Here is a 12,110-nt window from a genome sequence, read left to right on the forward strand (position 1 = left end):
TGTATTTACGGGCGTAGTCACATATTGTGCATGCAAACTCCCCCATAAGCCGACAAATAAAATAAAAGTGAGTAAATTTTTAACCATAAAAGAGTGTTTAATTTGATAAAAAACAATTCACTCCTTTATTCTGCTTTTTCGAAAAAGGTAACCCGTAAAATCTGTTGTTTAATTAATAAAATTAGTTATGCGCTGATTATGTGGAATATAGAATTATTATTTATAGGGGTTCTGCATAACAAAAGGGGAAATATTGCTAAGCTTGCAGATATTCAATTTTGATTGAATAGAAAATAAATATTTGGAAGTTAGGTTTTATGAATTAGACGGCTAATAAACGGCTAGACGGATAAATAAGTAGTTTGCATTGGCGAAAAGGCTTGTGTGCCCTTTAAACAATAGTTTTCAAGATAATCACATCCGACTTTAAGCTACTTATGAGACGTCTAGTAGATGGCTGGACGGATAAAAAAAGCCAATTAATATTTTAGTGATTCAGGTCTCAAATGCCCGAAGTCTAAAATATCAGTTCTACTTTGTCATTATGAAAAAGCCAACACAGAGAATCAAAACCGAATCATTGAGCAATCAGAAAGGTGTTTTAAACAGGTCTTAGCCCGGTTTCTTACCTAGATAACTCGATTATCCAGTTAGTAAAACAAATCAATATAGTGGAAACTCCCATTTTGCCAGTAAAATCAGACAACACAGAGAATAAAAATCGAATCAGCAAGCAATAATAAAGGTGTTTTAAGCAGGGCTTATACCTGTCTTAGCCCGGTTTCTTACCTAGATAAACTGATCACCCAGACAGAAAAACAAATCAATATAGTGGAAACTTCCATTTCACCAGTAAAATCAGCCAACACAGAGAATAAAAACCGAATCATTGAGCAATGGTAAAGGGGTTTTAAGTATGGTTTATACCTGTCTTAGCACGGTTTTTTATCTAGATAAATGATCATCCATATTCTCAAATTTAAGAAAAATCGTGTTTTCTTCTTACCCTCTTACCCAACTTCCACAACTCACTCATTTGCAAAGACTCTGGCAGGGTAAGATAAGCTTATTCTTCTTACCCAAAATCCATTTTTGAGAAAATTACAAGAATTCTCTTACCCAAGGGTAAGAGGAAAAACCACACCTTACCCGAAATAAAACCCTGATTATTTATCGTTTAAGCAGTCAGGGTAAGAGGGTAAGAAGAAAACGTGAAAAAACTAAATTTTTGAATCCAGATAATAACCATAAACTCCATTTAGTTTCTTCTTGGGGATATCAATTTGTTTTAAAGCTTTACCAATTTTCACAACATTCAAATAGTTAATATTCAACATCTGGCTAAGTTTCGTCTTGATATCGGTTGCTGTCCGAAACGAATCAGCTTCTTCTGATTCATTATGAGTGAAGTGTTTTTGAATTAACTGTCTTTCTTCGGATAGAATTTGAAATGCCTGATTCCTCCTTTCATTCTCGTTGATCTCATCTAATGACAAATTACAATCAAACTTGGTTTTCACAAGATGATAAGCCTGAGCGTAGACCAAATCAATATCAATCTTCTTTGAATACTCCCAATCAATTTTTTCAATCTCAAAACACAGCCAGCGAACAGATCCTGTTTCATCCATTAAAAACTCCATTTCATTGGTGGAACCAATAAAACTGCATCTTCTGGGAATAACGGAAGCCTTTCGTTCATAGGGTAACCTGTCGTTGATCTTCTCCTTTGAAAAAAGAGCCTTCAGACTATTGATATCTCTTCGTGAAAGTGTTGCCAATTCATCCAGATTGATTAAGATATTTGTCGCCAGAGCAATACGGCTGTCTTTATCAATCGATATATTCTCGGAGATATAACCACCCAAAGTTGGCGGACATAGAAACCTGCAGAAAGTTGATTTCCCGCTGTTCTGCTTATCATGAACAAATATTAAAGCTTGCTTGTTAAAAAAACGACTGTCAATTGCTGTTTTAATAACCCGAACCATCCATTTGCGAAAATGCAATTCAAAAGAATTTTGATCCTTGGTGTGAACATATGAAGCTAGATTTCCGATATGATCAATCCCATCCCACTCCGGAAGATTGGAAAAATAACTTTCGAATGGATTGTAATCGGGTACATAATCAGATTTTAACAGAGCCAAAAGGTTTGCAATACTGATATTGATACCTTCTTTCTGCAATTCTATATAAAGTGAATTTTCACATAGTATCCGCCATTTAGAAGCATCTTTCTTTCTAATCTCTATATCCAGACTTATAATGTTATTTCTAAGCAAATAACGTTCATTCAGATATTCCTCTGTTAAGCTGAACTTATTTGCAATTGTTTTCTTAGGAGCTATTTCACTCACTTTCTCAGTATTTTCAGTTGTCATATCCTGTTTTTTATCAGTACACCATGAGTTTTAGCGATCCAAAAAAGAGTTGCCAATGTAATTCCTCCACCCCTGCACTTTAAACAATTTGTATATTGTTTATCGCACCTTTCACGATTGTAACCAGGATTCAAACGGCTTATTCGGTGAAAGTAATTACGTCCTGTTTCACCCAAAGACTCTGAAAGACTAAAACCAATATTCCTCCAATTTTCATAACCTTGAGTAATATCTATACTGCATGATTCAATCCTTGAAACTAATTGTTCAACATTTGCTAACGAGTCACCAACAACCGTAGCTGTTGGTGGTTTGTATTTGACAGTTGGACGTTTGTTGTTCGCTTCTAACCAAGCGTGTGGATTAAATACCTTTTTCATGACTCAAATATTTAGGGTTTATATAGACTTGAGGATCATAAGGCAGAAAGCATGCACGTGCAATGTCCTTTCCTGAAGCATCAACTTCGAGTCGATACGTTTGTTTCAAGTAATTACTTACTGCCTTAAAATAGCTCTTGTGATCCATCAAACTGATATCGATAGGAATCACCCATTTTAACCCATCACCTGACGGAGAACGGAATAAAAGAACCGTTTCTAAGCTCTCATCTGCCAGCAAGCTATTTTTAATCTCCTCAACATTCGACAGGTGGTCAAAGTCCAATACCATCAAGCCTGAATGACTTTGAAAATGTTTCTCGCTTCTTTTCGTAAATATTCCTGAGAAACAGGCATAGTTGAATTGGCTTGCTTTAAAAGCTCTGGCTTCTTCTGCATCTTTGATTTGTCGTAAGGTTTGAGTTCGTTCAACATTCCAATGTCCTTTTATTAGTTTATAAGCATCTAGTACAGTTATTGTCCTGTATGGTTTGGTATTAGATATGGGTTTTTTGAAGAAACTAAACTCAAAAATTTTTATCTGGTTATCTGGATAACCGTTTATTTTATCACTTAAATTTGGCGTCATATTATTTCATTTTTTAGAAAAATTAGGGCATAGTTATCCTGTTTGCAAAGCATTACCACTTCACAGCATATTAACTCTATGCCATACAATTCGATTATTTTAAAGGAAAAGAAGATTCCTTTTAAGAAAGGTTTACTTAAAAGATTTCACGTAATGTTTCTTCAGATGAGCTTCTATATCTGAACTTTTATAGTAGATCTTAGAGCCAATTTGAGAAAAGGCTAAAGTACCGTTATCACGATAGGTCTGAAGTGTTCGTTTGCTGATAAGAAGTGTTTGGCAAACTTCCTGATTGTCGAGCCAACGTTCTTCCAGTGGATAAAAGTGTTTTCTACTTAATTTTTCTACAGCTTCTTCCATGCTTCTTAATTGCGAATTTATCTTTAGAAAAGCATCGCTGCTCATTGTTACTACTTCCATAATATTGAAATTTAGAGTTAATTAATAAAAATCAAATCTATCTGGCGCCAGTAGATCGTTTCGGAAGCAAACATAGGCAGTACAAAGCAAAAAAAAGGGTTGCAACTAACTTGTACAACCCTCGGTAAGCTCACTGATTATCTGCATGATAATTCAAATGTTTTTTCTAGTATTTATTCAACAATTGACGCAAACGAACCAATTTAGTCTCCCAAAATTCAATCGCTTCATTTTGCGGACTGTCAAAATTGTTCTTTACCGATTTATAACTAATATCATCTTTTTGCTTGGATGAAAAACTTGATGCTATTTGCTTGGATAGTTTTGTGATATTATTAGTCTCTAAGATATTTTCATCGCTAAGCAATCGGAAAAGCAAAGCCATTTGCGACACCGTTAAATTGGACTTAATCTTTCCAAAACCGCTCGAACTGCCCGTATTATCAAGTAAATCTCTATCATATTTTACCAATTTGTTATCAACAAAGGCAATCAACTTATCCAAAGTATTGTCTACCAAAGTCATGATATTGGATAAATGCAAATGGCGATACAAAGGACTGTCCTTCAAAGTGTAAAGTCGTTTTTTAAAAGCTATCAAAACCTCATATCGTTCCTTCTCATTCCTGCCGGATAAAGATTTGTTAAGATATTCAACACTATAAGCATAAGTCTTTACTGGTATAACACTAGTCTCAATTAGAAAATTTAAGACCTTTTCTTCTCTAGCAAAATCATCTGTAGTCTCTAACAAACCATCTAACACTTTACTTATTTTTTGAAAAAATAGGTCATTTCTATTAGAATTATACCTCTCAAGATACATTTCATCGCTGACAGCTTTTACAAAGTCTTGAAATGAAATAGAATCCTTTCCTATATCATCTTTTTCAATTTCTTGATCCTTTGGCTGACTTTGAATATCAGAAGGTGAATTGTAAGAAGCATAAGGATATTCGCCAGCTACAAATGTTACGCTATCAAAAAGCACGTAATCATTTCCAAGTGAAAAACTTTTAAAAAATTCTTTACGCCATATCTCCACTTTCGCCTCATCAATTTGCTTATATTTTAAGATTAAACTTTCATCATCTAAAACATTATCTAAAGACACAAACAACTTAACAGTAATAAACTCCAACAAGCCTGCGACTCCTTCGTAGGCAACAAGAAGATTGGTATAGTAGTCGTAATTAAAAGCATCATCACTTATTTGTTCAATTATTAAATCTTCGAGAACAGATTTTAGGTAAGACTCTATCTTTTCTTTAAAGTTCAACAGTCTCCTGGCCCTAAATTCAAACATAGACTGAATCGCTTCACGGGATTTACCTTGTCCTGCAATATCAAAATATATTCTTTTGATTGTATCAAACTCAAAATTCAGTTTTTCGCTAATATCCTTTTCAAACAGAACGATCTTTTCTTTAAAGGCTATCTCAGAGTTAATATCATTATAAGTATTAAAAAACAACTTCTCAAAATATTCAAATTCATCTCTCATGCCCAGTACTCTATTTTTTATTCTGGGTGCAAAAATAATAAAATGCGGTGCATTATGAACATTTTTTATATCTTTGAATCACTCGCAAACGAGGACATTTTGATAAAAAGCAAAGCAATCAAGTAGTTACATAATTCGGTGTAGTGAAAAATTGTTTACAAGGCTAAAGCATTGTATTACAGCATACGAGATAGGGATGGTTCATGATCCTCTCTCTCCGCAATTTAGGACACATCCTAAACAAAAAAGACTGTAAATCCATTGATTTACAGTCTTTTTTTTATCTACTCTATAAACGATTCAATTCCTGTCATTAAACCATCGAGCTCAGCCAAACCCTTTAGTCTGCCGATTAACGGATAACCCGGATTGTACTGATGTTCGTAATCTGACAGCATTTTAATTCCGTGATCGGGACGAACCGGCATACGTACATCTTCCCGTCCTTCGGATATCCTGCGCTTTTGTTCTTTTAATAAAGCACTGATTATTTTCACCATATTCTGGCTTCCCGAAATATGTCCTGACTCATAAAAGCTGCCATCTTCAAGCATTTGGGTATTGCGCAAATGCACAAAATGAATGCGTTCCGAAAACCGTTCAATAATATGTGGCAAATCGTTTTCCCTGCGTGCAGATAAAGAACCAGCACAAAAGGTAATGCCATTATTTACTGATTTATTTGCCTCAAAAAGCCACTCGTAATCATCTTCCTGCCCAATAATTCGAGGAAGACCCAAAACAGGAAATGGAGGATCATCAGGATGAATAGCAAATCGTACTTCTGATTCCTCAGCCACAGGAATAACGTCATCCAGAAACATCTTCAAATTATTCCGCATCGAATTTTTATCATGCCCTTTATACTTTTCGATAAACTGCAGAAAAAGTGCTTTTGGATCCGTAACTGAACCATCAACCAAACCATCAATAAATCCTTGAGTAACTACAATAATGTTGTAAGCGAGCTCTTCTGCCTCCTCTTCCGACATTGATTCATATGCCTTAGCTGCAGCATCCACAATGTCTTGCGGATAATCCTTATCTGCATCAGGTCTTTTTAGGATGTAGATATCGAAAGCCACAAAAGTTGGAAAATCAAAATACATGGATTCACCACCATTGGCCAGCTTATAATGAAGATTGGTGCGGGCCCAATCGAGCACCGGCATGAAATTATAACAGATTGTATCAATTCCACACTCGCCCAAATTCCGAACAGATTTCTTATAATTTTCAATTAAACGGGGATAATCCTCCGAATGCAGTTTTATTCCTTCGGAAACAGGTAAACTTTCTACCACACTCCACCGCATTCCTTTGGATTCTATCAATTCCTTTACTTTAAGAATCTCATATTTTTCCCAAATTTCTCCGTTGGGAATGTGGTGTAAAGCTGTAATTACACCTTCAACTCCCATCTGAACCAACATATCCAGCGTAATTGGATCTTTAACACCAAACCAACGCCAAGTTTTTTCCAATGCCATAATCTACGATTTATACACCACTGAATGAGCTAAAACCACCATCAACAGGCAATATCACACCTGTGATAAAGGATGCTGCATCTGAGCATAAAAATTGAACTGCTCCATTTAATTCTTTAATATCCCCAAATCGCCCCATTGGCGTGCGTGCCAATACTTTTTCACTTCTTTCGGTGTATGAACCATCCGGGTTAATTAATACATTACGGTTCTGATCCCCAATAAAGAAACCCGGAGCAATTGCATTTACACGGATTTTTTCGCTAAACTTCGTTGCCATTTCCATAGCCATCCATTGAGTGAAAATATTGATTCCTGTTTTAGCTACGGAATATCCCAAAACACGTGTAATCGCTGAATAAGTTGCCATTGATGAAATGGTTATTATACTGCCTTCCCCTTGTTCAGACATTGCTTCACCAAAAACAAGACTTGGATACACCGTTCCATTCATATTAAGGTTATTTACTTTTTCAAAGTCCTCAATTTTCATATCAAAAATGGTTTGTTGCTCAGTAAGTGTTGCTCCTGGTAAATTACCACCAGCTGCATTTACTAAAATATCAACCTTTCCCCATTTTTTGATGATTGTTTCACGAGCTTGTTTGAGCTCATCCATGCTTAAAACACTGGATACGAAACCAATGGCTTCGCCACCCAATTCTTCCAACTCCTTTACCCGATTGTTAACATTCTCTTCCCGGATATCAAGTATGGCAACTTTTACCCCTGCATTAATTAAACTACGGGCAATACTTCCTCCTAATACGCCCCCTCCACCGGTTACTACGGCAACTTTTCCTTTAATTTCAAACATCGTTTAATTGTTTTAAACGTATATTATACGTTATCTAATTTATATAAATTTTTTTAACTACTTTCTTTTAATCGATATAAAAAGGCAGGACGCTGTTTTCCGCCAATTGTTTTTTCATTCAGTTTTTCAACCAGTCCCTGAGCCATTACTTTTTTTCTAAAATTTCTATTGTCAATTGTCTGTTGCAGAAAAGTTTCATACAAGTTCTGCATTTGATTGAGTGGAAATTTTTCAGGTAATAAATTAACTAAAATTGGTTTTCTCCAAATTTCCTCCTTTAACCACTTTAAAGAATATGCAATCATAGCATTGTGGTCGAAAGGCAATTTTTTAATATTATTAGTTTTAGTCCACTTGATTCTTTTCGCATGCGCTCCAGCGATCAATTCAAACTGCTCTGGTTTTACCAAAGCGCAATACAATATTGAAACAACTCTGCGATCAGGATAACGATAGGTTTCACCAAACAAGCCTACTTGTGATAAAAACAAATTTGACATCCCCGTTAACTCGCTAAGCAACCTATGAGCCGCGTCATCAATATTTTCATCGATATAAATATTTCCACCTGGAAGTGACCATTCATTATATTCAGGCTCCTTATCTCTTTTTATTAATAAGACCTTCAACTCTCCATTCACGTAACCAAATATGGCACAGTCAATTGAAACATTTAATAATATATCCCGCATTGAACAATTAGTTTGCGTATAATATACGCATATTGTTTGAATAATTTATAGACTCCTTAAATAATATAAGCCATATCCTTAGTAATGTGATTGATGTAACTAGAATAACAACTACCTAATTTAGAAAATGGCTGTCCGCAGAACACGAACAACCATACATTTTTAAGATTGAAATATTTGACAGGATCAATACAATTAACAGACTTCTAACTATTTTTCATCATACTCAAACCAATCAAATTCAGCCGTATTTGTTGACTCATGACCATTACTGCTGGTATAAAATCCAAGCATAGGTCCTGTAAAATCGATACCACTCTGGCTGGCATTTACGGCAGCATCCTGAATATCGCCAATAGGTTGAAGCGAGGTTTTATCCTTGCCAAAATAAAACTGATATTTTAATTTATTTGCTTTTAAACCCAAAATTAAATCCCCAGACGTAACATTCTCTGTTGCAACCAACATTTCTTCGCCCTCTTTAACGCGATATAGTTTCACAACGCTTTTACCCTGTTCTGATGTTTTTACTAATCTGAAATTACGTGCATTATTATAGACAGCAACAAAACCAGCCTCTTCATTATCGCTGGCAGGATTAAAATTCACTTTTGTAAAAGATTCAAAGGAAAATTCGCTGATTCGCTGTGCCAACAATGAAGGTTGCTCCAATTTCGTCATCATTTGAGGACGAGTATTGAAAGTAATTTTACCTTTTGAAATATGGTACCATTTCTCATACGGTGTGCGCAGAAAAACCCACTTCACAGCCAAATTATTAGTATCAAATTCATCGCGAACAGGATACGGTTCAAAAGGTGTCCAAGGCAAATCCGGCCTTTTTTCTTCGAAACGCACTTTACCAACTCCACGATTAAACAATGGCCAACCATCTTCAAACTCCATTGGCACAAGATAAGTTTCGCGACCCAATAAATTTTTACCCTCACACAAACGAACAGCCAGCATTACAGCCCACCACTCATTATTTTGTGTTTGAACAATATCGCAGTGTCCAACGGCAGCAATAGGATAATCGCGCCCTAAATTACGATGAGTTAATACAGGATTGATATTTGAGGGTGCATACTTGCCATTCACTTTATCACTTTCAAAAACCGTAATGGCATGATTAAAACTTGTGCCACCTTCGGCAATCATCAACAGGTAACGACCATTTACTTTATAAAGATGCGGTCCTTCGCCCCAGACTGCATTTGTGGCATGACCAAAAGTGGCCTGAACCGGCTCACCTACAAGTTGTTTTGTCTCCAAATCGAGCTGCTGAATAAAAACTCCATTCTGGCCTTCCCATTCGCGTTTTCCTGAAATATTATGAGCACCTACATACCAACATGTACCATCATCATCCCAAAAAAGAGTAGGATCTATTCCTGGCGTATTTAACCAAACAGGATTACTCCAAGGTCCTGCCGGATCTTTTGCCGTAACGTAAAAATTACCTTTGCAACCTACACAAGTCGTTATCATGTAAAATAAACCATCGTGATAACGCAATGTCGGAGCAAAAATTCCTCTTGACGCACCTAAGCCTTCATTCAATTGCAATTGCTCCGGCCTGTCCAACACATAGCCAATTTGTTTCCAGTTTACCAAATCTTTACTATGAAAAACCGGTACTCCAGGAAACCACTCAAAGGAAGAATTGACCAAATAGTAATCATCACCAACTCTACAAATGGATGGATCCGGATAAAATCCTCTTAGAATTGGGTTCTCGTAAGTTTTATTCGTTTCGGTATTATTTTCTTGTGCTCTAAGTGCCGTAATTACGAGCAAAAATAATATCATCAGTGAAAATACATTCTTCTTCATCAGTTATGCTTTGGCGATTAAAATTCTCAACACGTATCAACTACCAATTATCAGTTCTAAAAGGAGAAGCAGGCAAGCCCTCCTGATTAAACAGATTTGCTTTATTCGGATTGTCGGCCCAGGCATATCTGATTGCCTTAGGATTTTTCACCTGATCACTCCACACAATAAGCTTGTTACCCTCTATTTTTGCTTTTGCCCAAACAAACTTTTTATCTTTTCCAGCAATAGCAAACTCCTTAAGCTCTCCTCCTCCTTTTACGATCAAACCGCTTCCAATTTGGTCAAAAGAAAGAATTACCTTATTTTTTTCAACCTTCATAGATCGATACACTGGACCTGAATAAACAACATGATCCTCGCCATAAGCAATCTTTTTTGCAACAAGAGCTAGTCGATCGCCAACATCTTTTTTATTCAAAGGATGAATATCGTTCCACTCTCCAATATCAATAGTTACAGCCAGCCCCGTATTTGGAACTGATAATGCTTTGAACTGAGCTTCTCTTAGCATTGCCCAATTACTTTCTGACGGCTGATCTTTAGGCAACATAAAATTAGGTAACTGAACACATAAAAAAGGAAAATTCCCTTGCCCCCATTGCTTCCTCCAATTTTTAATAAGAGATGATAACAGATGTTCATACTCATTGGGATGGCCGGTATTGGACTCTCCTTGATACCATACCGCACCTTTAATTTTGTAGTTCAATAATGGAGCAATCATTGCATTGTATAAGCCTCCTGATTTCCATCTGATAAAAGTTGGTCCTTGTAAAGGCTCCATTGCCACTCCCAGTTTGTACTTCCATTCTCCTTTAAGATCTATTTGAAAACCATCGAATACTATTTGATATGGCTTACCGGCTACAAAACCACCTCTTCCACCATTACTGATCACGCGAATAGAAATCGTATTTTTTCCTTCAACCAATACTCCTGCAGGAATAGTATATCGACGTGGTGGGTATTGGTAGCTGGTGGATCCAATAAATTTGCCATTTACAAAGACAGAATCTGCATCAACAATTCGCCCCATATTTAGTAAGCCCTCTTTGTTACAATATTCAGCAGGAATTTCAATTTCTTTTCGAAACCAAACTACACCATTCACATTCCCCAACTTCTCATCTGCCCAATAGCCGGGAATGGTCATATTGCTCCAATCTGATGTATTACTATCTTTAGCCCGCCAGTTTCCTTGCTGACCTTCGTCGTTTACTGTTGATTTTTGATACCAATTGTTACTTCTACTATTATCACTTTGCTCAATTGAATCAATTACAGCTTTATTTTTAAACTTCTGCAATTCGGCACTATACAACGGAAACTCTTTAAGTGCTTCTTCACTCAACCATGCTTGTGCAGGAGAACCTCCTAAACTACTGTTAATTATCCCAACAGGAACATTATATTCTGAATTTAATTTTTGAGCGAAAAAATAAGATACTGCAGAAATATTATCAATCGTGTTCTTATTAATATCTACCCAATTTCCATCTGGCAAATCATTTTTAACAGTATTGAAATTGTATTTCTTTGGCACTTCAAAATATCTGATGTTCCTATTATCGGCTTTTGCAATCTCTTCCTTGTAAAGAGGACTCACTCTTCGCATAGGCAATTCCATGTTCGACTGACCGGAACAAATCCAAACATCACCAACTAAAATATTTTTAAGATGAATCGTATCGCTTGCGCAGATATTCATTGCATAAGGGCCACCGGCTTTCTGTATCGGAAGCATAACAAACCATTCTCCTTTATCATTGGCAATGGTTTTATACAGAGAATCTCTGTAATTAACTGATACCTTCTCATTTTTCGCACTCCATCCCCAAATTTTGACTTCTACACCGCGTTGAAGCACCAAACCATTTGAGATCAGTTTAGGCAAACGCAACTGCGCTGATACCATAAAAGGCATCAAAAACAGACTACCCAAAAGAATAAAAGAAAGAGCTCTTCGATTAAAATACATGCTGTAAATTTTTTAAA

At 36.1% G+C, this 12,110-nt stretch carries 10 protein-coding genes; all 10 read right to left on the reverse strand.

The features are described from left to right. Positions 1 to 1,220 precede the first annotated feature (1,220 nt). Positions 1,221 to 2,384 (reverse strand): VapE domain-containing protein, encoded by a 1,164-nt coding sequence (locus QUH73_RS16480; protein ID WP_289531535.1) that lies wholly within the window; start codon positions 2,382 to 2,384, stop codon positions 1,221 to 1,223. After that, positions 2,381 to 2,764, reverse strand: a complete 384-nt coding sequence (locus QUH73_RS16485) for a PriCT-2 domain-containing protein (protein ID WP_289531536.1) — start codon at positions 2,762 to 2,764, stop codon at positions 2,381 to 2,383. The genes QUH73_RS16480 and QUH73_RS16485 overlap by 4 nt, the downstream gene beginning before the upstream one ends. Next, positions 2,748 to 3,353 carry a BT4734/BF3469 family protein gene (locus QUH73_RS16490; protein WP_289531537.1) on the reverse strand — a complete coding sequence of 202 codons (606 nt, stop codon included), beginning with the start codon at positions 3,351 to 3,353 and terminating at the stop codon, positions 2,748 to 2,750. Before QUH73_RS16490 ends, QUH73_RS16485 begins: the two co-directional genes overlap by 17 nt. Positions 3,354 to 3,485: 132 nt before the next feature. Next, positions 3,486 to 3,773: a helix-turn-helix domain-containing protein gene (locus tag QUH73_RS16495; RefSeq protein WP_152735991.1), complete on the reverse strand. Its 288-nt coding sequence runs from the start codon at positions 3,771 to 3,773 to the stop codon at positions 3,486 to 3,488. A 166-nt stretch (positions 3,774 to 3,939) separates the two neighbouring features. Next, positions 3,940 to 5,277 (reverse strand): hypothetical protein, encoded by a 1,338-nt coding sequence (locus tag QUH73_RS16500; protein WP_289531538.1) that lies wholly within the window; start codon positions 5,275 to 5,277, stop codon positions 3,940 to 3,942. Positions 5,278 to 5,561: 284 nt separating this feature from the next. Further along, positions 5,562 to 6,767: a mannonate dehydratase gene (gene uxuA, locus QUH73_RS16505; protein ID WP_289531539.1), complete on the reverse strand. Its 1,206-nt coding sequence runs from the start codon at positions 6,765 to 6,767 to the stop codon at positions 5,562 to 5,564. Between the two features lie 10 nt (positions 6,768 to 6,777). After that, positions 6,778 to 7,584, reverse strand: a complete 807-nt coding sequence (locus tag QUH73_RS16510) for an SDR family oxidoreductase (RefSeq protein ID WP_289531540.1) — start codon at positions 7,582 to 7,584, stop codon at positions 6,778 to 6,780. Positions 7,585 to 7,637: 53 nt separating this feature from the next. Further along, a complete protein-coding gene (locus tag QUH73_RS16515; protein ID WP_289531541.1) occupies positions 7,638 to 8,276 on the reverse strand; it encodes an NUDIX hydrolase in 639 nt (212 codons plus the stop codon). A 210-nt stretch (positions 8,277 to 8,486) separates the two neighbouring features. Further along, positions 8,487 to 10,112: a glycoside hydrolase family 43 protein gene (locus QUH73_RS16520; protein ID WP_289531542.1), complete on the reverse strand. Its 1,626-nt coding sequence runs from the start codon at positions 10,110 to 10,112 to the stop codon at positions 8,487 to 8,489. A gap of 40 nt (positions 10,113 to 10,152) precedes the next feature. Next, positions 10,153 to 12,093, reverse strand: coding sequence for a sialate O-acetylesterase (locus QUH73_RS16525; RefSeq protein ID WP_289531543.1), 1,941 nt, complete (start codon positions 12,091 to 12,093; stop codon positions 10,153 to 10,155). Positions 12,094 to 12,110 lie beyond the last annotated feature (17 nt).

Origin of the sequence: Labilibaculum sp. K2S (assembly GCF_030372765.1) — a bacterium.
GTDB lineage: Bacteria > Bacteroidota > Bacteroidia > Bacteroidales > Marinifilaceae > Labilibaculum.

What these genes read in the sequence shown, in the direction of transcription:
- QUH73_RS16480 (WP_289531535.1), bottom strand. Translation starts at nt 2,384, where the DNA reads ATGACAACTGAAAATACTGAGAAAGTGAGTGAAATAGCTCCTAAGAAA.
- QUH73_RS16485 (WP_289531536.1), bottom strand. Translation starts at nt 2,764, where the DNA reads ATGAAAAAGGTATTTAATCCACACGCTTGGTTAGAAGCGAACAACAAA.
- QUH73_RS16490 (WP_289531537.1), bottom strand. Translation starts at nt 3,353, where the DNA reads ATGACGCCAAATTTAAGTGATAAAATAAACGGTTATCCAGATAACCAG.
- QUH73_RS16495 (WP_152735991.1), bottom strand. Translation starts at nt 3,773, where the DNA reads ATGGAAGTAGTAACAATGAGCAGCGATGCTTTTCTAAAGATAAATTCG.
- QUH73_RS16500 (WP_289531538.1), bottom strand. Translation starts at nt 5,277, where the DNA reads ATGAGAGATGAATTTGAATATTTTGAGAAGTTGTTTTTTAATACTTAT.
- uxuA (WP_289531539.1), bottom strand. Translation starts at nt 6,767, where the DNA reads ATGGCATTGGAAAAAACTTGGCGTTGGTTTGGTGTTAAAGATCCAATT.
- QUH73_RS16510 (WP_289531540.1), bottom strand. Translation starts at nt 7,584, where the DNA reads ATGTTTGAAATTAAAGGAAAAGTTGCCGTAGTAACCGGTGGAGGGGGC.
- QUH73_RS16515 (WP_289531541.1), bottom strand. Translation starts at nt 8,276, where the DNA reads ATGCGGGATATATTATTAAATGTTTCAATTGACTGTGCCATATTTGGT.
- QUH73_RS16520 (WP_289531542.1), bottom strand. Translation starts at nt 10,112, where the DNA reads ATGAAGAAGAATGTATTTTCACTGATGATATTATTTTTGCTCGTAATT.
- QUH73_RS16525 (WP_289531543.1), bottom strand. Translation starts at nt 12,093, where the DNA reads ATGTATTTTAATCGAAGAGCTCTTTCTTTTATTCTTTTGGGTAGTCTG.